This window comes from Congregibacter variabilis, from assembly GCF_045689235.1.
GTDB lineage: Bacteria > Pseudomonadota > Gammaproteobacteria > Pseudomonadales > Halieaceae > Congregibacter > Congregibacter variabilis.
The window spans coordinates 1,966,022-1,990,688 of record NZ_CP136864.1 but is presented as its reverse complement, the minus strand read 5'-3'; the positions used below and the strand labels follow the sequence as shown (position 1 = coordinate 1,990,688).

The following is a 24,667-nucleotide window of genomic DNA, read 5'->3' as shown; positions in this document are numbered from 1 at the left end:
GGTATTTTGAAGCCTTCAGAGAGTGCCGGCGCATCTTTGCGCTGCGCTGGCACCGTTCTTGATCTCTCCACGCCCATTATCATGGGCGTTCTTAATATCACTCCCGATTCCTTTTCTGATGGTGGCCGCTGGCTGGTTGACGGCCGCGCGGACCTTGACGCCCTGTGCCGTGAGGCTGTCGCCATGGTCGATGCCGGCGCAAGCATTCTCGATATTGGTGGGGAGTCAACGCGGCCCGGTGCTACACCCGTGTCAGAGCAGCAGGAGTTGGATCGAGTGCTGCCGGTCTTTGAGGCACTGAGTCGTGAATGCGACGCGGTGCTATCTCTTGATAGCAGTACGCCGGCAGTGATGCGGGCCGCGGCATCTGCGGGAGCGGGCTTGCTCAATGACGTTAGGGCTTTTGCGCGAGACGGAGCGCTCGAGGCGGCCGCGGAGCTTGGCTTGCCTCTTTGTCTGATGCACATGCAAGGCCAGCCCAATACGATGCAGCAGGCGCCGCAATATCAAGATGTGCTGACAGAGGTTCAGGGCTTTCTTGAGCTACGCGTAAGCGCTTGCGTTAGCGCGGGCGTGCCCAGATCCCAGATAGTGATTGATCCCGGATTTGGATTCGGCAAGACGCTTGAGCACAATCTCAGCTTGCTCGCCCGGTTGGACCTCTTGGCTGGCATGGGCTTTCCTGTGATGGCGGGCTTATCACGCAAGTCACTGATTGCTAAACTCACCGGCCGCGAGATCGATGATCGTCTTCCGGGAAGTCTCGCCCTGGCGATGCTGGCGGCTCAAAACGGCGCGTCAATCTTGCGCGTTCATGACGTTGCCGAAACGGCGGACGTGTTGCGTATCCTCGAAGCAGTAAGGAATGTTCATACCCCATGAAAAAACGTTTTTTTGGCACCGACGGCATTCGCGGTCTGGTTGGGGAGTCACCTATTACTCCGGACTTTGTGCTCAAGCTTGGCTGGGCCTGCGGAAGAGTATTTACTCGCCTTATGGCGGAGCAGGGTCGCTGTAGTGTCATCATTGGCAAGGACACCCGAGTATCGGGGTATATGTTTGAGTCAGCGCTGGAGGCCGGACTGGTCGCTGCGGGGGTAGATGTAAAGCTCCTGGGGCCAATGCCGACACCCGCGGTAGCACTGATGACCCGTACGCAAAACGCCGACGCGGGCATTGTCATTAGTGCATCGCACAATCCCTACTTTGACAACGGCATAAAGTTTTTCTCCGCAACGGGATCCAAGTTACCGGATGAGATCGAGCTTGCGATTGAGGCCGAGCTGGATCTACCCCTAAGCTGTGTTGAGTCCCACGATATTGGCAAGGTGCAGCGACTCGTAGACGCGGCCGGTCGCTATATTGAATTTTGCAAAGCCACAGTGCCCGAGGGATTCAGCCTTCGCGGGCTGCGTATCGCCATGGATTGCGCCCATGGGGCGACCTATCACATTGCTCCGAGTGTGCTGTCCGAGTTAGGCGCCGAGGTGATTTCCATTGGAGTGTCCCCTGATGGCTTTAACATTAATGAAGGCGTGGGTTCCACGCATATGGATACTCTGGCCGAGACAGTGCTAAAGCAGAACTGCGATCTGGGTATAGCCTACGATGGCGATGGTGACAGGGTGCTGTTTGTCGACGGTAAGGGGGCAACGGTCGACGGCGATCAATTGCTTTATGTTATTGCCATGCATCGTTTGCAGGAAGGCACCTCAGACGCGGGGGTGGTGGGTACTTTGATGTCCAACCTGGGGCTGGAGATAGCGCTCAAAGACCAGGGGCTACAATTTGTGCGTGCAAAAGTAGGCGACCGCTATGTGCGTGAAATGATGGAGGCGCAGTCCTGGCACTTAGGCGGCGAATCCTCGGGACACATTATCTGCTCTGACGTGACGACTACCGGCGATGGCATCGTATCGTCTTTACAGGTACTCAGAGCCCTGCGCAGCGCTGGCCGCAGCCTTCGGGATGTTTTGGTTGAGGTGCCACTGTTCCCTCAAACTATGATCAACGTGCGGGTGATCCCCGGTGTAAACGTCGAAGCCGAGCCCAGCATTATCGACGCGGTAGCGCAGGTGGAGCAGGAGCTCGGTGATGCTGGGCGTGTCCTTTTGCGGCCTTCCGGCACTGAGCCAGTGATCCGGGTAATGGTCGAAGGGCGCGATGAGGGGCAGGTGAACCGCCTCTGTCGCTCCCTTGCTGACACCGTTGAAAGCGTCATGGCTTCCAAGTGAGCGATGCCAGCGGACTCGATCTTCGTAAGAGTCAGCGCACTCTTTTGTTGTTCTCAGTTGACAGCTTGTCTTGCCCCGAGCAGGCAGCTTGGGTAGTATTGCGCGCCCTCGCGACGCGGAGCTTGTAGCTATGCGACAGCCGCTGGTAATTGCCAACTGGAAAATGCACGGAAAGCGCGCCTTTAATCAGGCTCTCGTTGAGGCTTTTCTGGGGTTGCTGGAAGAGCATCGCGCCGAGTGCGTGCTCTGTCCTCCTTTTGCTTATCTGGGGCAGCTGGCGGAGTTGCTTCGTTCCAGTGACGTGATGTTGGGCGGCCAGGACTGCAGTCATATTGCAGAAGGCGCTTATACCGGGGAAGTGTCGGCAGAGATGCTTGATGATTGTGGCTGTCAGTGGGTCATTGTGGGTCATTCGGAGCGTCGTCAGTATCATCAGGAATCTGATGCATTGGTGGCAGCAAAGCTCAGCATGGCGCAGCGTGCAGGACTTACACCGGTGTTGTGCGTAGGCGAAACCCAGGAGCAGCGAGAGACCGGGGAAGCACAGGACGTAGTCAAGGCGCAGTTGTTGGGTGCACTGGGTGACTTGCCTGATTTGCAGGGACTGGCTATAGCTTATGAGCCGGTTTGGGCTATTGGCACGGGCTTAACGGCCTCGCCGGAACAGGCCCAAGATATGCACGCGTTCATTCGGGACGTAGTGACCGGCCTGGATGCGACCCATGCTTCGGGGTTGCGACTCCTTTATGGGGGTAGTGTTAAGGCTGGTAATGCGGCGGAGCTGTTTGCTCAAGCCGATATTGATGGGGCGCTTGTTGGTGGTGCGTCTCTGGATGCCGAAGCGTTTGCCGCCATTGTGTGTGCTGCTTGAGCGGCGAGAATACAACAGCAGACAGCGGATTGGCCGCGTCTGCAATGAGGTTTAGGACATGAGTGCGCAATTGATTGAACAGCTGGTATTGGTGACGCATTTGTTGCTGTCGCTGGCGATTATCGGCTTGATCATCCTGCAGCAGGGTAAGGGCGCAGACGCAGGCGCATCTTTTGGTGCGGGAGCATCCCAGACTGTGTTTGGTAGCACCGGCAGCGGTAACGTGCTGACTCGCGCTACCGCATGGATGGTGACTTTGTTTTTCGTGACAAGCTTTGGGCTGGCAGTGATCGCCAAGAATAAGACCACAACTGTTGATGAGTTTGCCATACCGGTTCCGACAAATTCCGCGCCCGTAACACTGGACGCAGACATCGAAGCTGTGGATGATATGCGCCCGGCGACCGAGAGCGATCTTCCCGTAGTGGATGACAGCATGCCAGCAATGAGTGCTGAGGGTTTCGGAGTCGATCAAGAGGCTGTGCAAGAGGATCTTCCTCAGCCTCAGTAGATATTTGCCGAAGTGGTGGAATTGGTAGACACGCTATCTTGAGGGGGTAGTGCGCTATGCGCGTGGGGGTTCAAGTCCCCCCTTCGGCACCATTGTTTGTTAGTAGCGTTTTTTGATTGGCGTTTACTGACTCTTTATTGCCCTATCTGGGCAGAGCAAGCTCGTAGCGCTTGCGTGACGTGTTGGTCGCACCTATAATACGCGGCCTCTCACGGGGGCAGCTTAAGGGAGTGTCCCGCGAGTCAGATGGTAAAGCTAAGCAACAGCAGCTTTATATTGGGCACGCAGAGAAAAGTTTTGATGCGGGGTGGAGCAGCCTGGTAGCTCGTCGGGCTCATAACCCGAAGGTCGTCGGTTCAAATCCGGCCCCCGCTACCAACGACAACATCGTCAGCTCCAATGACCGACGATGTGAATAAAAAAGCCCCTTTTGGGGCTTTTTTATTGGCTTCGCGTTTGTATTGGTGACGTGACGCCAGATAGCTGAAGGCTCGAATAGAGGAGGCAAGCGATGAGTGCAAAAGAAAACAAGCTGCAGGCATTGCTCGCACCAACGGTCGAGGCTTTGGGCTTTGAACTGTGGGGTACTGAGTACCTTATTCAGGGCAAGCATAGCGTTTTGAGGCTTTATATAGAGTCTGAAAACGGCGTGCAGGTTACCGACTGTGCCGCGGTGAGCGAGCAGGTGGGAGCCGTACTTGATGTGGAAGAGCCCATCAGCGGTGAGTACCTTTTGGAGGTTTCTTCTCCCGGGGTTGATCGGCGTCTGTTTAGGCTCGAGCAATACCTCGCCTATGTTGGCGAAGAGATAGAGCTACGTTTGCGGAGTCCCTTTGAGGGGCGGCGCAAATTTAAAGGCATCCTTCGGGGTGTCGAAGATGGAGATATTGTGTTGCTCGTGGATGACCACGAGTATTTGTTGCCTTACGGCGACGTGGACCGGGCGCAGTTGACGCTGCGTATATGAGCAACCCCCGAGGTTGTTGTTACGAGGTTTAAGAGCGATGACAAAAGAAATATTGCTGGTAGCGGAAGCGGTATCAAACGAAAAAGGTGTGTCCGAGGACATTATCTTTGAGGCCATAGAGTCCGCGCTGGCCATGGCCACCAAGAAGCGATACGACGAAGACGCCGACATTGAAGTCACAATTGATCGTGAGACCGGCGATTATGAGACTGTGCGTCGCTGGTTGGTGGTGCCTGATGACGAGTTGGCGCTGCTGGGCACGCAGTTCACAACCGAAGAGGCTATCGAGCAGGACGAGTCGCTCAAACCCGGGGATGTGTATCAGGAGAAGGTAGAGAACGTTGGTTTCGGACGTATTGCCGCTCAAACCGCTAAGCAGGTTATCGTACAAAAAGTACGTGACGCGGAGCGAGCCCAGGTCGTTGAGCAGTACGAAAACCGCGTTGGTGAATTGATTGCCGGCACGGTCAAGAAGGTTACCCGCGATAACGTGATCGTGGACCTTGGCAGCAATGCCGAGGGATTGCTGCCGCGGGAGCAGTTGGTGGGTCGGGAAACATTCCGCATCAACGATCGAGTGCGCGCCATCCTGAAGGAGATCAGTACGGAGACTCGGGGTCCCCAGTTGATTCTCAGCCGCGCCTGCCCGGAAATGCTCATTGAGCTGTTCAAGATCGAAGTGCCCGAAATTTCTGAAGAAGTCATCCAAATTCGCAGTGCTGCTCGAGATCCGGGATCCCGCGCGAAGATTGCCGTAAAAACCAATGACCAGCGCATCGATCCGGTAGGGGCCTGTGTGGGCATGCGCGGGTCGCGTGTGCAAGCTGTCTCCAATGAGTTGGATAACGAGCGCGTCGATATCGTTCTTTGGGATGACAATCCGGCGCAGTTGGTGATCAACGCAATGTCACCCGCAGAAGTCGAGTCCATTGTTGTTGACGAAGAAAGCGGCACCATGGACGTTGCGGTAGCCGAGGATAATCTTGCTCAGGCCATTGGTCGCGCGGGTCAGAACGTGCGCCTTGCCAGTGAGCTTACCGGCTGGACCATCAATGTGATGAGTGTTGATGAGGCCGTAGAGAAGCAGGAAGCTGAAGCCGGTCAGGTGATTCAGACGTTTATGGATAAGTTGGATGTCGATGAGGACGTCGCAGGTATCTTGGTCGATGAGGGTTTCACTACCCTGGAGGAAGTGGCCTACGTCCCCCTGGAAGAAATGACGTCTATCGATGGTTTTGACGAGGACATTGCAGAAGAGCTGCGTGCTCGAGCCAAGGATGCACTCTTGACTCTGGCCATTGCGTCTGAAGAAGAGCTGGGGGCGCAAGAGCCCGCCGAAGATCTGCTTGGCATGGACGGCATGGACCGTCATCTCGCCTTTATTCTCTCCAGTCGCGGCATCGTGACCATGGAAGACCTGGCAGAACAGGGCGTAGACGAGTTAATGGATATAGAAGATATGACCGAAGAGCGTGCTGGTGAGCTGATTATGACTGCTCGCGCGCCTTGGTTCGAGGAAGAGTCGGCCTGATTACCCGTTTGGTATTGAAACAGGGTTAACAGGTCACAAGGAGACAGCGCGATGGCGCAGGTAACAGTAGAGCAACTGGCGGAAACAGTAGGCGCATCGGTAGATCGTCTATTGGCGCAGATGAAAGATGCGGGTTTGCCTCATAGTGCGGCAGAACAGGCCGTGTCTGATGAGGACAAGCAAACGCTGCTGGCGTTCCTCAAAGCCAGTCATGGTGAGTCCACGGCAGCCCCCAAGCGCATCACTTTAAAGCGCAAGACCATCAGCACCCTGCGTGCTGGAGGTTCTCAGGGTAAGAAAACCGTCAACGTAGAAGTGCGCAAGAAGCGCACCTATGTGAAGCGTGATGCTGTTGAGGAAGAAGGCGAAGAGCTTCCAGCCGCGGCTTCGGATGAGCTTGTTGAAGAGCCACCGGTAGAAGAGGTTGTAGTAGCTGAAGTGCCTGCGCCGGAGCCAGAGCCCGCTCCTGAGCCCGAGCCAGAGCCTGAGCCGGAAGATGAGAAAGACCTGGATCCTGAGGTGCTCCGTCAGCGCGCCGCTGCACGCCGTAAGAAGCGCGAAGAAGAAGAGGCTGCTGCCCGAGAAGCAGCAATCGCTGCGCGCAAGGCTGAGGCCGAGCGCAAGGAAGCAGAAGCTGCGGCAACTCCCCGATCGGCACCGAGCGTCGATGCAGCACGCAAGCCAAAGCGCTTGCATGATGCTCCCGCCGCGCCGGGTCGTGAAGAGCCACGCAAGAAGAAGTCTCGCGGGCGGGTAGGTTCAGAGCCTCTTGGGCGCGGTAAGCACCGAGGACACAACCTGTCGCTATCCGATCTGGAGGCCGCTGAGTCGGGATCGCCACGTCGCCGTGGTGGCCGTCGCAAGGGCAAGTCCACTCACGAAGAGCACGGCAAGCATGGATTCGAAATGCCAACAGCAAGAAAGGTCTATGAAGTAGAGCTCGCAGACATGATCTCAGTGGGCGGACTCGCTCAGCAGATGTCAGTGAAGTCAGGCGCCGTGATCAAGGAGCTGATGAAGCTGGGTGTAATGGCCAACATCAATCAGATGATCGATCAGGACACCGCGACACTGGTTGTCGAAGAGTTGGGTCACTCAGTGAAGTTTGTAAGTGCCGATGCGCTTGAGGATAACCTCAACGAAGCACTGGCTATGCATGAAGGCGAACTGATGCCCAGAGCGCCGGTAGTTACTGTAATGGGGCACGTTGATCACGGTAAGACATCGCTTCTTGATTACATTCGTAAAGCGAAAGTCGCCTCGGGCGAAGCCGGCGGTATTACCCAGCACATTGGCGCGTACCACGTAGACACAGACCACGGCATGATCACTTTCCTTGATACGCCGGGGCACGCAGCGTTTACTGCAATGCGGGCGCGAGGCGCGAAGAGCACAGACATCGTGATTCTGGTCGTCGCAGCTGACGATGGCGTGATGCCGCAGACTGTTGAGGCGGTGCAACATGCCAAGGCAGCGGGCGTGCCGCTGATCGTGGCCGTTAACAAAATGGATAAAGAGGGCGCTGACCCTGATCGGGTGAAGAACGAACTCTCCGCAAAAGAAGTTGTGCCAGAAGAATGGGGCGGTGAGCATCAGTTTGTGCCTGTTTCAGCGTTGACGGGCGACGGCGTTGATGCGCTGCTGGATGCGATTCTGTTACAGGCCGAGCTACTTGAGCTTCAGGCCCCACGAGAGGTTCCTGCGCAGGGTATCGTCATCGAATCACGCCTGGACAAAGGTCGTGGTCCGGTGACCACACTATTGATCCAAAGCGGTACTTTACGTCAGGGCGATATTTGCCTGGCGGGACTGCATTACGGTCGTGTACGCGCCATGTTGGATGAAAATGGCCAGCCCATTGAAGAAGCAGGGCCCAGTATTCCGGTGGAGATTCTCGGTCTGGACGGAACGCCGGATGCCGGTGATCAGTTTGCGGTGCTCGAGAATGAGAAACGTGCTCGAGACCTGGCGGACTCCCGCCAGGAGAAGATGCGCGATAGCAAGTTGCAGCGTCAGCAGGCTGCCAAGCTCGATAACATGTTCGAAAGCATGACTGCCGGTGAGAAGAAGACGCTCAACGTTGTTGTCAAAGCAGATGTCCGTGGTTCCCTTGAGGCGCTGCAATCGGCACTGCTTGAACTTGGCAATGACGAGGTGCAGGTCAATATCGTGTCCGGTGGCGTCGGCGGAATCGCCGAAACGGACATCAACCTTGCGATGACATCTGAGGCCGTTGTGTTTGGTTTCAATGTGCGAGCGGATGCTTCTGCACGACGGTTGGTTGAAGCCGAGGGCATAGACCTGCGTTACTACAACGTTATTTATGATTTGATCGATGACGTTAAGCAGGCGCTGTCAGGCATGTTGCCTCCAGAAATGCGCGAGGAAATCGTTGGTATCGCAGAGGTTCGGGATGTGTTCCGTTCGCCAAAGTTTGGTCAGATTGCTGGCTGTATGGTGACCGAAGGCACGGTATACCGTTCCAAGCCCATCCGTGTGCTGCGCGACAACGTCGTCATATACCAGGGCGAGCTGGAGTCACTGCGTCGCTTTAAGGATGACGCTAACGAGGTCCGCAATGGTGTTGAGTGTGGTATCGGCGTAAAGAACTACACCGATGTCAAAGTGGGTGACCAGATTGAAGTCTTTGAGGTACGCGAGATAGCGCGCAGTCTCTAAGAGTCTGTCGCAGCTAGCGTTAGCGCTATGGCCAAAGAGTTTAGTCGCACAGAGCGCGTGGGTGATTATCTGCGTCGTGAACTTGCGCTGATTATTCAGCGCGAGGTGCGCGATCCCCGTCTGGGGATGGTAAGTATTACCGCTGTGGACGTGAGCAGGGATATTTCCCATGCTCGCGTGCACTTTACGCTGCTGGGTTGTGACACCGCCGAAGAGGCCAAGCCTTCTACGGATGTCCTGAATAAAGCGGCGGGTTTCTTGCGTTCAGCCCTTGCTCGTGATGCGTCCATGCGTAGTGTGCCTAAACTGCGCTTTGTCTTTGACGCGAGCATAGGTCGCGGTCGCGATCTTGAGGCGCTGATACATCGCGCCAGATCAGCGGACGACCGTCGTTACGCCGACAAAGAAGATGCCGATTCCGGCCAAAGCGCAGACGATCAGGGCGAGGCACCTTAAGCGTGGCGCGACGGCGCCGTGGTCGAGCACTATCCGGCATTCTTCTTTTAGATAAACCTCTGGGGATGAGCTCCAATCAGGCTTTGCAGCGCTGCAAGTGGTTGTACAGCGCGGCTAAGGCCGGACACACGGGTAGCCTGGACCCTTTGGCGACTGGCGTATTGCCCCTGTGTTTTGGTGAGGCCACGAAGTTTTCGCAGTATCTTCTGGATGCAGATAAAGGCTATGACAGCACTTTTTGTCTGGGCCGAAGCACACAGACCGGCGATTCTGAAGGTGAAACAGTCAGCGAAGCCGATGCTTCAGATTTAGATTTGTCGCAGATTGAGCAGGCTTTGGAGGCGCTTCGCGGGCCTATTGCGCAGCTGCCTCCCATGTACTCGGCGATTAAACGCGATGGTCAGCCGCTGTATAAATTAGCGCGAGCTGGGATAGAGGTTGAGAGACAGCCTCGCCCGGTGACCATCATGTCCCTGGAGGTGTTGGCGTTTCGGCCCGGTGTGCGCGCTGAAGTGGATGTTCGCATCCTTTGCAGCAAAGGCACCTACGTGCGGTCTCTGGCAATGGACCTTGGCGAGGCACTGGGCGTCGGAGGGCATGTCACCGCTTTGCGACGAACAAAAGCGGGCCCGTTCGAACTGGCAGAGTGTGTCACGATGCCGGCCCTGGAAGCCCTTCACGGTAGCCAGAATTTGGTGGCTATGGATGCTTTTCTTAAGCCCACGGACACCGCGGTGGCGCATATGCCGTTGCTTACGCTGCCCGAATCCAGTGGGTTTTACCTCCGTCAGGGGCAGCCGGTGCTAGTGCCAAATGCGCCCCGTGATGGTATGGTGCGCGTCGCTTTAGAGACCGGTGAGTTTCTGGGGCTTGGTGAAATTCTGGACGACGGGCGTGTTGCGCCCCGTCGCCTGGTTGTCAGCGGTGGATAAAGGGCTATTTATAGCGTGTGTCCAATGGACGTTGACGAGAACCTGTCTGTAAATCTGCACGGGCAGGCTCTTTTTTAGGTTGGTTGACCTTGATCGCTGCGGGCACAAAGCCGCAGCAGTTAGCTCACTAAAGCCGTTTATTGCGGCAGGTGCTGGATCATGTGTTGGCCTGTGCAGGTTATTACAAGGAAATTGAAATGGCTTTGAATGCAGAACGTAAAGCGGAAATCGTCCGCGACTACCAACTTAGCGAAGGTGATACCGGCTCTCCGGAAGTGCAGGTTGCCCTGCTTACCGCAAATATTGAGCAGCTTCGTGGTCACTTTGAGTCCCATAAGCAGGACCATCACTCGCGCCGCGGTCTGATCCGTATGGTTAACCAGCGCAGGAATCTGCTGGATTACCTCAAGCGCAAAGATTCAGCGCGCTACGCTGAACTGATCAAGCGACTCGGCCTACGCCGCTAATCGCTGATGCGACCGGGGCCTTGGCCCCGGTCGTTTTATTTTGAATTGGAGAAAAATTGTGAACCCAGTTACTAAAACCTTTCAGTATGGCGGTCAGACCGTCACGCTGGAAACAGGCCGCATCGCCCGTCAGGCGAGTGGCGCCGTGCTTGTTACTGTCGAAAACACCAGTGTTCTGGTGACCGTTGTCGCTGAGAAGACAGCTCGCGAAGGACGCGACTTCTTCCCGCTGGCTGTGCACTACATCGAGAAAGCCTATTCTGTGGGCAAGATCCCCGGTGGTTTTTTCAAGCGTGAAGCACGCCCCAGTGAAAAAGAGACACTGACCTCACGTCTGATCGACCGTCCTATTCGTCCGCTGTTTCCTAATGGCTTCATGAATGAGGTACAGGTAATTTGTACCGTTATGTCTGCGGATAAGCATATCGATCCAGATATCCCTGCAATGATTGGTACTTCTGCTGCCCTGGCAATTTCTGGTTGCCCCTTTAACGGGCCTATCGGTGCTGCTCGAGTGGGCTTCAACGATGCCGAGGGTTACATTCTTAACCCCACGTATGACCAGCTCCCTAGCAGCAAGCTTGAGATGGTTGTTGCTGGTACTGAAGATGCGGTACTCATGGTTGAGTCGCAGGCTGACCAGTTGACTGAAGATCAGATGCTGGGCGCGGTTTTGTTCGCCCATCAGGAAATGCAGGTCGTTATCAAAGCGGTGCAGGAACTTGTTGCAGAAGCTGGCAAGCCAAGCTGGAATTGGGAAGCACCTGCCGTTGACGAAGCGCTGCTTAGCGCTGTTGATGACAAAGTGAAGGACGATCTTGGCGAAGCCTACCGAATTACTGACAAGTCTGAACGTTACGCCCGAGTCGGTGAGATTCGTGAATCTTGTGTTGCACAGCTGGCGGTAGAGGACGGCCCCAGTGCCGACCTGGTCAAGGACTACTTCAAGAAAGTTGAAAAGTCCCTGGTTCGCAAGCGCATCATTTCCGGTGAGCCGCGTATTGATGGTCGTGATACACGCACTGTGCGTCAAATTGCCTGCGAAGTTGATGTTCTGGCAAAAGCTCACGGTTCCGCCCTGTTTACCCGTGGCGAAACTCAGGCTATCGGTGCTGTGACTCTGGGTTCTACCCGTGATTCACAAATCATTGATGCGCTGGAAGGCGAACGTCGCGATCCGTTCATGCTGCACTATAACTTCCCTCCTTATTCAGTAGGCGAAGCAGGGCGTGTTGGCTTCACCAGTCGCCGAGAGATCGGTCATGGTCGTTTGGCTCGTCGTGGCCTTGCTGCGGTACTGCCGGATCTGGAAGAGTTTCCATACACTATTCGCGTTGTCTCAGAGATCACCGAGTCAAACGGTTCAAGCTCGATGGCATCGGTGTGTGTAGGTTCTCTGGCGATGATGACTGCAGGTGTACCTCTAAAGGCACCGGTTGCTGGTATTGCCATGGGTCTTGTGAAAGAAGGCAATCAGTTTGCTGTTCTCACAGACATTCTGGGTGACGAAGATCACCTCGGCGACATGGACTTTAAAGTCGCTGGTACGGCTAACGGCGTAACTGCCCTGCAGATGGATATCAAGATCGAAGGCATCACTGAGCAGATCATGGAGATTGCGCTCGAGCAGGCTATGCAGGCTCGTCTGCACATCCTCGGTCAGATGAACGCTGTGCTGGCTGCACCGCGTACGGTAACCTCCGAGAATGCGCCAAGCATGGTGACCTTGAAGGTTGATTCCGACAAGATTCGCGACATCATTGGTAAGGGTGGTGCGATGATTCGCTCCATCACTGAGCACTCCGGAGCTACAGTAGATATCGAAGACGATGGCACTGTCCGTGTATTCGGTCAGGACCAAGCGTCACGTGACAAAGCTGTCGCGATGATCGAAGAGATCACTGCCGAGGCAGAAGTCGGTGCTATCTATACCGGTAAGGTTGAGCGGATCGTCGACTTTGGCGCTTTCGTTAACATCCTCCCCGGCAAAGATGGACTGCTGCATATCTCGCAGATCGCCAATGAGCGCGTAGAGAATGTTTCTGACCACTTAAGTGAAGGTCAGGAAGTGCGCGTTAAGGTTCTGGATGTAGATCAGCGCGGTCGTATCAAGCTGTCTATCAAGGAACTGCTTGAAGATGAAGCTTCGCCTGCAGAAGCTGCCCCTGCAGAAGCAGCGAGCGACGACTGATCGCCCGTCTTGCTTGATCAAAAGGGCGCTTCGGCGCCCTTTTTTATTGTCTGTGTTTTATAGTTGCGCTATCTGGGTAAGTACTTTTAATTTATGCGACTCTCGCTGTGCATGATCGTCAAAGATGAGGCCTTCTTTATTGAAGAGTGCCTTGCGGCGGCCGCGCCCTACGTTGATGAAATCGTTGTTGTTGATACGGGCTCCAGTGATGGTACCCGCGACATCGCAGCGCGCTACGCCGACAAGATTTTGGACTTTCAATGGGTTGATGACTTTTCGGCGGCGCGAAATAGCGGGCTCGCAGCGGCTACGGGCGAATGGATATTAGTGTTGGACGCCGACGAGCGTATCGCGCCGGAGGATTTTCCCAAGCTACGCGAGGCGATGCTCTCGACTGAGTTCGATGGCTACTACCTTACGCAACGTAACTACAGCGATGACGAGTTACAGCATAAGTGGATCAGAGTTGCCGTACCTGATGAGTGGTCTGAAAATTGGACCGGGTATACGGAAAACCCGATCCTTCGCTTGTTCCGTCGGAATGACAGAATTATCTATCAGGGAAGCATTCACGAGATTGTGGATGGAACAATAGCAGCGGCTGGACGCGGTAAGCTTAGCGTCCCCATACATCACTATGTTGATGCCAATCCGGGCCGCTCGAGACTCGACAGAGCCAGTCGCTATCTTGTCTTAATGGATCGGGCGTTATCCGAACAAGAAGACGGACGTCTTTACGGCATTGGGGGGTCTACTGCTCTTTACGCTGCCCAAGATTATGCAAAAGCCTCTACTTACTTTCGCCGTGCCGCAGAGCTGGGTTACGAGCCTTTGCGCTGTCTTGAGGGCGCTGCCGAAGCCGCCTATCGGGGGGGCAGTTTCGGTGAGGCCCAGGACATTTACCGACGTTTGTACGATGAGGGGCAGCGTACGCCCTCATTGTGCCTGAACCTCGCCAATTTGGCGGTACGCAGCGGCGATAAACCTCGGGCAGCACTGCTGCTCAAAGAATGTTTGTCCCTGGGGGGCATGGGCCCTCAAACTGATGAGACTATTCGGCGCAATATCGAGTTTCTCGATAGCTAAGGTCTCTGCCCCATTGCCGACGCTTCATCAGGTCTTGTTGGACCTAGGCATTACGATTACTAATCAAGTCTTCGACCACGCTGGGATCTGCGAGGGTGGATGTGTCTCCCAGGCTATCCAGTTCATTTTCAGCGATCTTTCTCAAGATACGGCGCATGATTTTTCCCGAGCGTGTTTTCGGTAGCCCCGGAGCCCATTGAATGACATCAGGTTTGGCGATGGGCCCGATTTCCTCTACGCAGAGCTGTACAAGCTCTGCTTTGAGTGCATCGTTAGGCTCTATCCCTTCCATAGGTGTTACGTAGCAATAAATACCCTGTCCTTTAATGTCATGGGGAAAACCCACCACGGCGGCTTCGGCGATACTGTCGTGGAGCACCAGCGCGCTTTCCACCTCAGCCGTCCCCATCCTGTGCCCAGACACATTAAGGACGTCGTCAACGCGACCGGTGATCCAATAGTAGCCATCAGCATCTCGCGTGGCGCCGTCACCGGTGAAGTAGTAACCGGGGTAATTTGAGAAGTAGGTGTCCACCATGCGCTGGTGGTCGCCGTAGACGGAACGAATCTGGCTGGGCCAGGATGATTTGATGACCAGATAGCCTGCGCCCGGGCCTTCGATTTCACTACCATCTTCGGCCAGTAGCGCCGGCTCTACACCGAAGAAAGGGACCGAGGCCGAGCCCGGTTTCATCGGCGTAGCGCCCGGTAGGGGGCTGATCATGTGCGCGCCGGTTTCGGTTTGCCACCAGGTGTCCACGATGGGGCATCGGCCATCGCCTACGGTGTTGAAATACCACTCCCAGGCTTCGGGGTTGATCGGCTCTCCTACCGTGCCGAGAATACGCAGGCTCTTGCGGGAGGAACGACTGACATAGTTATCGCCCTTGCCCTGTAACGCCCGGATCGCTGTAGGCGCGGTGTAAAAGATAGACACCTGATGCTTGTCCACTACGTCCCAGCAGCGACCCGCGTCCGGGTAGGTCGGTACACCCTCAAACATCAGCGTAGTGGCGCCGTTGGCGAGCGGCCCATAGACGATATAGGAGTGGCCCGTTACCCAGCCCACATCGGCTGTACACCAGAAGACCTCGCCGTCGCGGTAGTCGAAAACGTATTTGAAGGTCATGCTGGCCTGAAGGAGGTACCCTGCGGTGGTGTGGAGTACGCCCTTGGGTTTTCCCGTGGAGCCGGAGGTGTACAGAATGAACAGCGGGTCTTCTGAGTCCATGGATTCTGGTTCGCAGTCATTGCTTTGCGTCGCGGTAATCTCGTCGTAATACACATCGCGACCATCGACCATGGTTACATCCGCGCCTGTGCGGCGCACGACGACACAGGTGTCCACCGACGGACAATCTGTCAGGCTCTTATCCACGTTCGTTTTCAAAGGCACGGCTTTGCCGCCGCGTAATCCCTCATCGCTGGTAATGACCGCCGAGCATTCGGCCGACTGAATGCGATCCTTTAGCGCCTCCGGAGAAAAGCCGCCAAAAACAATTGTGTGTACCGCACCGATGCGTGTGCAGGCCAGCATGGCAATGGCGGCCTCGGGAACCATGGGCATATAGAGGCACACTCGGTCCCCCTTGCCTACGCCGCGAGCGCGAAGCGCATTGCCTAAACGACACACCTCATCCTTGAGTTCTTGGTAGCTGATAAAGCGATTATCGGCAGGATCATCACCCTCCCAGATAATGGCGGTCTGATCGGCGCGCTCCGGCAGGTGTCGGTCTATGCAGTTAACGCTGACATTAAGTTGGCCGCCGGCAAACCAACTGGCCTCGCCTTTTACAAAGTCAAAGGAACACACGCTATCCCAGGGTTTGTCCCAGCTGAGGAACTCGCTGGCCATTTCACTAAAGAAGGCATCGCGATCGACCAACGATCGCTCATACATTCGGCGATAGTCTTCCGGCGTGATGTGCGCGTCGGCAAAGCCGGCAGGAATGGGATGTGTAGGGAAGTGGTGAGACATCGCTGGCCCCTCAGTTGCTCTTTATTGGATGTTGTATATGGAACCCTGATTTTAGAGGCAGGAGTCTGCGAGACAAGCCTACGTTAGTCTAAGGCCGTTATTTTGATAATCAGTGGCGCAAGGTGCCCGTGCGCGTCCAGCTTTTGTTTGGAGCGGGGGTTCCAGGTTCGGACAATCTGTCAGGGTGTCACGGGGTCGCTAGCATGCCCCAGTCAGAGACGGGATTGAGCGTCAGGCGAACATTGTCGATAAGGCGTGTGCCGCCCAGGCGCGCCGCTGCGAGAATTGCGATCTCTTCTGTATCGGGCCCAACTGATTGGAGGCTACGGGCATCGCGGATTGCAAAATAGTCGGGGACAAATCCAGCCTGAAGTAACTGCATCCTGGCGTGAGATTCAATCTGCAGAAAATTGTCGAAGCCACAGGCAATGGCATCGCGGCAGTCCAGCAAAGTCTTGTGTAGAAGCGGGGCAACGCTACGTTGAGGCAGGGTCAGATAGTGATTTCGCGAGCTCAGCGCCAATCCATCATCGGCTCGAACGGTGGGAACGCCAATGATATCGATAGGCATACAAAGGTCATCGACCATTTTTCGGATAATAGACAGTTGTTGAAAGTCTTTCTCGCCGAACAAGGCAACCTGTGGTTGCACCATGTTAAACAGCTTGCTGACCACTGTGGAGACGCCATCAAAATGCCCGGGGCGGTTGTTGCCGCACAGTGTTTCTGACAGATCGGGAACACGCACTACGGTTTGCGCGCTCAGCCCTTCAGGGTAAACGTCATCTTCTGTAGGTACAAAAAGGTAATTTGCGCCTTCGGCGAATAGTTTTTCCCGATCCGCACTGAGGGTTCTCGGGTAGGCATCGAGATCTTCATTGGCGCCGAACTGCATGGGATTAACGAAAATGCTAACCACCACAATGTCCCCGAGCTGCTTGGCACGGCGCACCAGTTCAAGATGTCCTTCGTGAAGGTTGCCCATCGTCGGGACGAAGGCAATGCTCTCCTGGGCAAGGCGATGCCGTTGCAGAGCATGCTGCAAACCTGCCTTGCTGTTGACTACCAACATGTTGCTACCCCGCTTGCGTTCAGGGTGGATCCTCAAAGGCGATGGACCCGGGTTGTGGCGGCTTATACCGCTCAGGGCGGTCGAGTATGCAGCTTTAACCGGGGTCCGGCAAGCACTGTGGCGGATCTACCAGAGGGGGTATTTGTTACTAAAGGAAGCAGTTTTTGTAACTTTTGGTTATTTTTTGCGAACTTGTCGGGCGTTAGTGCGGGAGATGACTTACTTGTAGCTGTGTTCTTCTCGCGGATAGCTTCCGTCTTTTACGGATTCTACAAACGCTTTTAATGCGGCCTGGACGCTGTCCTTTCCCTGCATAAAATTCTCAACAAAGCGTGGCTGATGATCACTCAGTCCCAGTAAATCATGCATTACGAGCACCTGCGCATCTGTGCCCGCGCCAGCGCCAATACCGATAACCGGTATATCGAGTTTTCGGGAAATGTCGGTGGCGAGGTCAGCTGGAATACATTCGAGCACCAGCAGGCTTGCACCGGCATCCTGAATTTCCACGGCGTCGGCGAGAATGGATTTTGCCTCTTTGGGTGTTCGTCCCTGTACTCGATAGCCCCCAAAGGCGTTGACCGACTGGGGAGTAAGTCCAAGGTGAGCACACACGGGCACGCCTCGCTCCACCAGAGCGCTGATGGTGTCGCTCAACCAAACTCCGCCCTCCATTTTGATCATCTGCGCGCCCGCCTGCATTAGCCTTGTGGCATTGCTCATAGCTTCGGTGACATTGGCGTAGGTCATAAAAGGCATGTCAGCGATCACCAGTGAATGGGGGGCTGCGCGATTGACGGAACGTGTGTGATATTCCATGTCGGCAATTGTTACGGGAATGGTGCTGTCATGGCCTTGGAGTACCATGCCCAGCGAATCACCCACTAGAATGGTTTCGGCTCCCGCCTCGCTCACGAGTCGCGCAAAAGTCGCGTCATAGGCCGTAATGCAGACAAACTTTTCGCCGGCGGACTTCATCTTATCGAGTGTGCTGATTGTTACTTTAGCCATAAATTAGGAAGTTGCCCCAATACTGTCTACGGTGGCTTATGGAATAGTGTTTAGTGGGCTTTATTCGCCTGCCCATGGTTCAAAATCTCTGCCAGACCAGCTGCTCCCGGGCGTTCCCCAGGCAAAACCTTCTATCCAAAAAACGTGGGATTGAAGTAGTGGCGACCACTGCGAATATCAAGCAGATAGTCCACCAGTTGCAGGTAATCACTGTCGCCTTGTGCAAGGTCAATCATGCTTGCATTGACGATAAGCAGAGGCGCGCCATCGTAGTACAGAAAAAATTCGCTGTACACTTCGTTTAATTGTTCCAGATAGCGCCGATCGATGCTTTTCTCGTGTCCCAGGCCCCGTTGATCAATGCGGGTGAGTAGCACGTCTGTGGGGGCCTGAAGGTAAATCACCAGGTCCGGCCGAGGAGCGTCGATGGTGAGCTTCTGGTAAACCTTCTCGTAGAGCTCAAATTCATCGCTATCGAGATTGATGCGCGCGAACAGAGGGTCCTTCTCAATTAAAAAATCTGCGACGCGAACCGGCGAGAAGAGCTCGGACTGTCTTAACTCCTGCATCTTTTGCGCACGCTGAAACAAGAAAAACAGCTGTGTTGCCAGTGCCGCCTCACTACGATTGCGGTAGAAACGTTCCAGGAACGGGTTTTGATCTGCGTCCTCTAAAAGTATTTCGTGATTGAATGTTTCTGCCAGACGCCGGGTGAGCGTGGTCTTTCCTACCCCAATGGGCCCCTCTACGGCTATGTAAGCCGGGGGTTTGCGACCTCGCAGTTCCAATTCAGTCACGCGCTCATGGCCTCGCTTGATGATGCAGCCCAGTTTAGCGTGCTTAGCGTCAATTCATTGGTAGGGCAGGCCTTAAGACGCATGGCAACACTTGATCCGTCTGGAAGGCGCCAATTCTCCCCGACAATGTCCGCCAGGGGCGCAAGGACAAAATTACGTTCAAACAGTCTGGGGTGCGGGATCGTCAGGCGCTCGGACTCCAGCACCGCGTCACCGTAGATCAGGATATCAAGGTCCAGTGTTCTTGGCCCCCAGCGAACACTGCGCTCTCGGCCCGCCTCCTGTTCGAGCTTTTGTAAGCTCGTGAGCAGGGTCAGGGGAGGTAGCTCGGTGTCCAGTGCGACCACGGCGTTGAGGTAGTCAGGCTGACCTGGAGGTCCCACAGGTGCCGAGCGGTAAATGCAAGACCGGCCTGCGGCGCGGGTTGATGATAGGTTCTCTAACTTGTCTGCTGCCTGCTGCAGCGTTTTATGGCTGTTCCCGAGGTTCGCCCCAAGACCAATAAAGCAGCGTGTCACGCGTCGGGAGCCGGGCGTCGGCGTCCACCACGGCGGCGGCGGCGGGGAGGGCGGTGATCTTCCGGCGAATCAACAATTTCTATGGGGCCGTGCTCTTCCTGCAGGCGTGTCCAGGTTGCCCCAAGTCCTGCGCAATCTTCTCCGGCCTGTTCTCTTAGCAACAAGAAATCGTAGGCAGCGCGAAAGCGGCGTTTACTCATAAGCTCCAGCGCACGTTTGCCCTCGGTGCGGGGCAGGCGGAGCTGCATTTCCCAGATTTCACGCATGGGCATGCTGAAGCGGCGAGGAATGGCAATACGTTGGCACGCCTGGGCAACAATCTCCTGTCCGGCGCTGTGCATTGCCGGCACGGGTTTCTCTCCCTGGCCTTCCAGTTGTTGGCGGCGTTCGCAAACGGCGGGCCAAAGTACGGCCGCAAGAATAAAAGCTGGAGTAACCGGTTTTCCCTGTCGAATCCGGAGGTCGGTGTTACCCATCGCGGCGTCAAGCAGTCGATGGTAGAACGGATTCTCGTCCGCCAGGCGAGCGCTGCCGGGAAACAAATGATCGAAGCAACGGTACTCGCGCAGCAGGCGTAAAGTCGCCTGCGCATTGCCCGCAAGGAACAGCTTTCCAAACTCGTCAAACAACCGTGCTGAAGGAATATCGTCTAACAGCGAAGCTAATTCTGCGATAGGCGTACCACTGCCTTTCTCGACACGAAAGTCCAATTTGGCTGCAAAGCGCAGAGTCCTGAGCATGCGCACCGGGTCTTCTCGGTAGCGTTTGGCCGGATCGCCGATGACACGGACTTGCCGCGACTCCAGGTCATTAAGGCCTCCAACCTGATCAAACACTTCAAAACTGCCGCTGTCGTAATACAAGGCATTAACCGTCAGGTCTCGCCGCACAGCGTCTTCTTCGAGAGTGCCGAACACGTTGTCGCGGAGCAGGAGGCCTCGGGAGGAGCGTTTGGCCGCAGGGTCAGATGAGTCGCCGTCATCGTGGTGCCCTCGAAAGGTAGTGACTTCGATAATTTCTCGGCCGAACCTTACGTGGACAATTCTGAAGCGACGACCAATGATGCGCGAATTACCGAACAGCGCGTGGACTTCTTCCGGGGTCGCGTCCGTGGCTATATCAAAATCTTTTGGATGTCCGCCCAGCAGAAGGTCTCGAACCGCGCCTCCCACAAGATATGCCTGATGTTCACGATCTCTAAGGCGTGACATAACCTTCAGCGCGCCGGGACTGATGTCCTTGCGCGAGACACAATGTTGATCTCTGGGGATTACTTTCAAGCGGTAGTATCTTCTCTGCGCTTCGCTGCTGGTCCGTATTACAGGGCTGGGAAAAACGGTAAGCGTTCGGCTTTAGAGGCCGTCGTTACACAGGCTGCATGGTAGCACAGGGAGGGCGCAGGCCTAGCTTTGTCGCTAGTCTGTCACTGTCAAGCAGATGGTTTATAGCCTAAGTAGCAAGGCGTGCGAAAGGGCGTAGGTAGCAGAGATTTTCTGGCGCCAGAATGAACGAGGGGGAAGTAAAAACTTCCCCCTTCCAGGTTCACTAAACCAATTTATTATTATTGCGGTGCGCATTATTTTTATTGTTGTGCAGGCGTAACAAAGCAGACTATGTGCCACTATTGATAATTACTTCATAATCAACAGCTTATATTTTCGGGTGTGCGCGTCTAACGTCGCTTTTGGGCGCGATTGTTACCTATGTCCACTGTTACCTGAGGTGCCAGCCTTGGAGGGTAACGGTTAGCTCGCTGCTTTGCGCTGACGGTTTCCGCCGGACTTCTTTCTGGGGATTTCAAAACGCTGTCGACGCTCCCACAGGCACTTACGGCTTATCCCGAGTTTCTGTGCAAGTTCTGTCTCACTCATGGAGTCCTGGTGTTCGATCACAAATCGCTGGAAATAATCTTCCAGAGACAGGTCTTCCACGGGGTCGCTATTGCGCGGGGGGCGCTTGACGGTGGTGCCACTGACCCTGTCGCCGCGTAATCGATTGATGTTCACCAGCTCCAGGTCAATTCCCAGGGCATCGTTATCAATTTCTGGGCCGTCCGTGAGGATTACGGCTCGTTCAATGGCGTGCTCCATTTCGCGGACATTGCCGGGCCACTGGTAGGTGGTTATGGCCTGAATGGCGCGCGGTGAGAGAGTCATTGCTGCTCGACTTGCCCGTGCCGCCTGCTTATCCAGAAGCCGTTCTGCTAAAAACAGGATGTCCTTGCCACGCTCTCTTAGAGGCGGAAGCTTGAGTCTCAATACATTGATGCGATAAAAAAGATCCTGGCGGAAGCTGCCTTCTGAAGCCAGCGTTTGCAGGTCCCGATGCGTGGCGCAGATGAGTCGCACGTTGACTTTGCGCGACTGTACCGAGCCGATACGGCGAATTTCACCCTCCTGGATGAAACGCAGCAAGCGCGCCTGGGCTTCCATGGGGAGCTCACCGATTTCGTCCAGGAACAATGTGCCGCCGTCCGCAGCTTCGATGAGTCCCATGCGATTGGTGTTGGCTCCGGTAAACGCACCCTTTTCGTAACCGAAAAGTTCTGACTCGATAAGCGTCTCGGGAATCGCTGCGCAGTTTACAGAGATCAGTGTGTGCTCTGCCCGTTTGCTCTGGGCGTGAATTTCTCGAGCCACAAGTTCTTTGCCGGTTCCCGTTTCACCCAGCACCAACACTGTGGAATCTGTGGGCGCAAATTTTTCGATGTGTTCTGCGAGCGTCTGCATGGCATCGCATTCGCCGATAATCATTGTCACTGCGCCGTCGCGGGCAGCAGCGGATACCGAGGATTCAGCTTTGGGCGTTTTTCTGGTTTTGACGGCTTTTCGCTGTGAGTGTTTATCAATGACGCGTTGTACGGCTTGAAGCATGTCCGAATGATCAAAAGGTTTGGCAATGTAGTCCACGGCACCCATGCGCATGGAATCTACTGCTGATCGAAGGCTTGCGTAGCTCGTCATGATCAGCACGGGTGTGGTGCCGGCAAGAGCGATTAAATCGGTGCCGGGAGACCCGGGAAGACGAAGGTCGCTAATAATGAGGTCGTAGTCACCCAAGGTGAAGTTACTTTGAGCCTCGGCGACGGAAGCCGCTTCGTCCAGGGCATAGTCGTGCCTCTCCAGCAGTCGGCGCAAGGCCGCGCGGATGACTGACTCGTCTTCGACGATCAGTATCTTATGCATCGATAGGGGATCCTTCATTGAACTGCGGGTAGTCTATCATTCCCTCAACATCGTGTTTTGTTGCCAGGCCGCGCTCTTTATTCAAAGCGCTGTCCGTAGTCAGCACAGGACAACACAACGCGCGCCCGGACGCCAATTCCGGGAGAGCGGGGCGAAGGGCTAAGCAAGCTTACACTGCCTCCCATGTCCTCCAGCATGCGTCTCACCAGCGCAAGTCCCAAGCCTGTACCCTCGCCCACATCCTTGGTCGTATAAAAGGGCTCAAAGACCTGGGAAAGAACGTCGGGCGAAATTGCCGGCCCCGGGTTGTCGACGGTAATTATGACGCTGTCACCATCCTTGTGTGCATCAATGACTACCGGTCCTTCCTGGGCGGCAGCGCTGCGGGCGTTGTCCAATAGATTCAGGAACACTTGCAGGAGCAGTTGACCGTCGCCCTTGACCAGCAGCTCGCGGTCGCTGAGGTTCTCGAAATGCCCCGCGGGCATATCAATATCAAGACTAAGGAGATGAGCCGCTTCATCGATGCAGTCAGCGAGATTACAGGGCACACAGTCGGCATCACGGGGGACACTGCCGGGATGTGACAGCTGCATGAGTGAACTCACGGTGCGTGAAATACGCTCTGTTTGCTTCAGTATTTCTGAGGTGCCCAGTTCCAGTTCGGTAGCGTCAGCGTTATCGGCCAGGTTTTGGGCGATGCAGGCGATGCCGGTTACCGGATTGCCTATCTCGTGGGCGACACCGGCCGCCAGCCGCCCGATGGAGGCCAATCGTTCATTGTGCAGGAGCTCATCCTGCAGCCGCTGATAATCCGTGATGTCCTCCACCAGGATCTGGCGCTTTCGACCGGGAAGCTGCAAATCACTGCTGTGCAGAATAACCCAGCGCTCTCCACCATTGTCGTCGTACCCCAGAGATTGTTTGATGACTTTACCCTTCGCGTCCTTGAGTGCTTCGCTGAGCGCCGCCGGCCAGGGGCTAGGCAGGTTTGCGATATCTTCTGTGATCGCATCGTCGGCGGCGATACCGCTGAGGTTCGACATTTGCCGATTCCAGCGCTGTACCCGATGGTCGGCGCCCACGACGCACAGGCCTGTGGGCAGCTCCTCAAAGGTCTGCTGATATTCCCGACGTTGGCGATAGAGCAATGCGAGCGCTACGAGCATCGCAATAGACGGAATTGTCAGATAAAGAAAATTCATAATTAATTAACGGTGGTATCGCGGAAAATTCCGTCGGACTTCAGTAGAAACTTGGCGCCGAAGGAGCTTGGGTGCATGGGGTCAATGCTACGGGCTAGGCGACTAGGGGTAAACCAGACTTTTTCCTCCATGCTCAATGAGCGTCCCGGGGCTCCAGCGTTCTGCGGCCAGACAAAGGAGCTCGGGGGCTGAGCCTGCAGGCATGCCAGCACTGTCTTGCTGGAGAAGTCGCAGGGCCACGCGAAGATTGTCCAGAGCGCATGCGTCCACAATTGCGCGAGCGCCGGTCTGCTTACTCAGTTTGATGCCCTGAGCGTCAGAAACCACGGGAAGATGCCCGTAAGCAGGCAAAGGAGCACCCAGTGCGGTGAATATCTCCAGCTGGGCAAACGTCTGAGACAGTAGGTCCGAGCCGCGAACAACGTGGCTGATGCGCTGCCAGGCGTCATCCACAACGACTGCCAGAGCATAGGCATACAGCCCGTCTTTGCGTCGCAGTACCAGATCACTCTGGGCGTTCGAAGGCGACTGAGGGCCCAGTATTTGATCATCAAAGCCTATATTGCCGCAGAGCTTTATTCTTACTGAGTTGTCGTTGTGTGCGCACGGCTGGCATCGGCCCATGCAGCTGCCGCCGGGCCCCAACGTGGAGCGTGTACAGCAGCAGGCAAAGGTTCGACCTGCTTCCTGTAACGCGTTGAGTGCCTCTGCGTACGCATCAAGGCGAGTCGACTGATACAGCACCGTCTCGTCCCAAAGCAGGCCATGCGCTTCCAGAGTCCGCAGTATGCTGTCGGCGGCCCCGGGTGCCTCCCGGGGAGGATCTATATCTTCAATTCGAAGCAGCCAGACGCCGCCTGCAGCGCGGGCATCCAGATAGCTCGCCAGAGCGGCCAGCAAAGAGCCCATATGCAGCGGGCCCGTAGGAGAGGGGGCAAAGCGGCCCCGGTAGTCAGGCTGATGAGCCATTAACCGG

Annotated in this window: 21 protein-coding genes and 2 tRNA genes; 14 read left to right on the top strand and 9 right to left on the bottom strand. The window is 55.6% G+C overall.

Going from position 1 to position 24,667, the window contains the following annotated elements:
* Positions 1-81: 81 nt before the first annotated feature.
* The 14 genes from folP (at position 82) to R0135_RS08700 (ending at position 13,925) form a co-directional block, all read left to right on the top strand.
* Positions 82-882 carry a dihydropteroate synthase gene (gene folP, locus R0135_RS08765; RefSeq protein WP_407349894.1) on the top strand — a complete coding sequence of 267 codons (801 nt, stop codon included), beginning with the start codon at positions 82-84 and terminating at the stop codon, positions 880-882.
* Positions 879-2,234 (top strand): phosphoglucosamine mutase, encoded by a 1,356-nt coding sequence (gene glmM / locus R0135_RS08760; RefSeq protein WP_407346435.1) that lies wholly within the window; start codon positions 879-881, stop codon positions 2,232-2,234. The genes folP and glmM overlap by 4 nt, the downstream gene beginning before the upstream one ends.
* A 130-nt stretch (positions 2,235-2,364) precedes the next feature.
* The gene (tpiA, locus tag R0135_RS08755) at positions 2,365-3,105 is read left to right on the top strand and encodes a triose-phosphate isomerase (RefSeq protein WP_407346434.1); all 741 of its coding nucleotides are present in this window, start codon (positions 2,365-2,367) and stop codon (positions 3,103-3,105) included.
* A 58-nt stretch (positions 3,106-3,163) separates the two neighbouring features.
* Positions 3,164-3,616 carry a preprotein translocase subunit SecG gene (gene secG, locus R0135_RS08750; protein ID WP_407346433.1) on the top strand — a complete coding sequence of 151 codons (453 nt, stop codon included), beginning with the start codon at positions 3,164-3,166 and terminating at the stop codon, positions 3,614-3,616.
* A gap of 6 nt (positions 3,617-3,622) precedes the next feature.
* Positions 3,623-3,708, top strand: a tRNA-Leu gene (locus tag R0135_RS08745).
* 209 nt (positions 3,709-3,917) lie between these two features.
* Positions 3,918-3,994 (top strand) — tRNA-Met (locus tag R0135_RS08740).
* A gap of 133 nt (positions 3,995-4,127) precedes the next feature.
* On the top strand, positions 4,128-4,583 hold the full coding sequence (rimP, locus tag R0135_RS08735) for a ribosome maturation factor RimP (protein WP_407346431.1): 456 nt from the start codon (positions 4,128-4,130) through the stop codon (positions 4,581-4,583).
* A gap of 37 nt (positions 4,584-4,620) precedes the next feature.
* On the top strand, positions 4,621-6,114 hold the full coding sequence (gene nusA / locus R0135_RS08730; RefSeq protein WP_407346430.1) for a transcription termination factor NusA: 1,494 nt from the start codon (positions 4,621-4,623) through the stop codon (positions 6,112-6,114).
* Positions 6,115-6,165: 51 nt separating this feature from the next.
* Positions 6,166-8,793, top strand: coding sequence for a translation initiation factor IF-2 (gene infB, locus R0135_RS08725; protein WP_407346429.1), 2,628 nt, complete (start codon positions 6,166-6,168; stop codon positions 8,791-8,793).
* Positions 8,794-8,820: 27 nt separating this feature from the next.
* Positions 8,821-9,249 (top strand): 30S ribosome-binding factor RbfA, encoded by a 429-nt coding sequence (gene rbfA, locus R0135_RS08720; RefSeq protein ID WP_407346428.1) that lies wholly within the window; start codon positions 8,821-8,823, stop codon positions 9,247-9,249.
* Between the two features lie 2 nt (positions 9,250-9,251).
* Entirely contained in the window at positions 9,252-10,181 is a 930-nt protein-coding gene (gene truB / locus R0135_RS08715; RefSeq protein WP_407346427.1) for a tRNA pseudouridine(55) synthase TruB, read from the top strand.
* A 197-nt stretch (positions 10,182-10,378) separates the two neighbouring features.
* Positions 10,379-10,648, top strand: coding sequence for a 30S ribosomal protein S15 (gene rpsO / locus R0135_RS08710; RefSeq protein WP_009024586.1), 270 nt, complete (start codon positions 10,379-10,381; stop codon positions 10,646-10,648).
* Between the two features lie 58 nt (positions 10,649-10,706).
* Positions 10,707-12,839, top strand: coding sequence for a polyribonucleotide nucleotidyltransferase (pnp, locus tag R0135_RS08705; RefSeq protein ID WP_407346425.1), 2,133 nt, complete (start codon positions 10,707-10,709; stop codon positions 12,837-12,839).
* A 93-nt stretch (positions 12,840-12,932) separates the two neighbouring features.
* Positions 12,933-13,925, top strand: a complete 993-nt coding sequence (locus tag R0135_RS08700) for a glycosyltransferase (protein ID WP_407346424.1) — start codon at positions 12,933-12,935, stop codon at positions 13,923-13,925.
* Between the two features lie 43 nt (positions 13,926-13,968).
* Here R0135_RS08700 and acs read toward each other — a convergent pair whose 3' ends face one another.
* The 9 genes from acs to gluQRS all read right to left on the bottom strand — a co-directional run bounded on the left by acs (position 13,969) and on the right by gluQRS (position 24,660).
* The gene (gene acs, locus R0135_RS08695) at positions 13,969-15,903 is read right to left on the bottom strand and encodes an acetate--CoA ligase (RefSeq protein ID WP_407346422.1); all 1,935 of its coding nucleotides are present in this window, start codon (positions 15,901-15,903) and stop codon (positions 13,969-13,971) included.
* Positions 15,904-16,090: 187 nt separating this feature from the next.
* Positions 16,091-16,975, bottom strand: coding sequence for a pantoate--beta-alanine ligase (panC, locus tag R0135_RS08690; protein WP_407346421.1), 885 nt, complete (start codon positions 16,973-16,975; stop codon positions 16,091-16,093).
* Positions 16,976-17,194: 219 nt separating this feature from the next.
* Entirely contained in the window at positions 17,195-17,986 is a 792-nt protein-coding gene (panB, locus tag R0135_RS08685; RefSeq protein ID WP_407346420.1) for a 3-methyl-2-oxobutanoate hydroxymethyltransferase, read from the bottom strand.
* 131 nt (positions 17,987-18,117) lie between these two features.
* Positions 18,118-18,783, bottom strand: a complete 666-nt coding sequence (locus R0135_RS08680; RefSeq protein ID WP_407346419.1) for a deoxynucleoside kinase — start codon at positions 18,781-18,783, stop codon at positions 18,118-18,120.
* On the bottom strand, positions 18,780-19,301 hold the full coding sequence (folK, locus tag R0135_RS08675; RefSeq protein ID WP_407346418.1) for a 2-amino-4-hydroxy-6-hydroxymethyldihydropteridine diphosphokinase: 522 nt from the start codon (positions 19,299-19,301) through the stop codon (positions 18,780-18,782). Before folK ends, R0135_RS08680 begins: the two co-directional genes overlap by 4 nt.
* Positions 19,298-20,581 carry a polynucleotide adenylyltransferase PcnB gene (gene pcnB, locus R0135_RS08670; protein WP_407346417.1) on the bottom strand — a complete coding sequence of 428 codons (1,284 nt, stop codon included), beginning with the start codon at positions 20,579-20,581 and terminating at the stop codon, positions 19,298-19,300. Before pcnB ends, folK begins: the two co-directional genes overlap by 4 nt.
* A 465-nt stretch (positions 20,582-21,046) precedes the next feature.
* A complete protein-coding gene (locus tag R0135_RS08665; protein WP_407346415.1) occupies positions 21,047-22,486 on the bottom strand; it encodes a sigma-54-dependent transcriptional regulator in 1,440 nt (479 codons plus the stop codon).
* Positions 22,487-22,563: 77 nt separating this feature from the next.
* Positions 22,564-23,691, bottom strand: a complete 1,128-nt coding sequence (locus R0135_RS08660; RefSeq protein WP_407346414.1) for a sensor histidine kinase — start codon at positions 23,689-23,691, stop codon at positions 22,564-22,566.
* Positions 23,692-23,793: 102 nt separating this feature from the next.
* Positions 23,794-24,660, bottom strand: coding sequence for a tRNA glutamyl-Q(34) synthetase GluQRS (gene gluQRS, locus R0135_RS08655; protein ID WP_407346413.1), 867 nt, complete (start codon positions 24,658-24,660; stop codon positions 23,794-23,796).
* Positions 24,661-24,667: the final 7 nt, after the last annotated feature.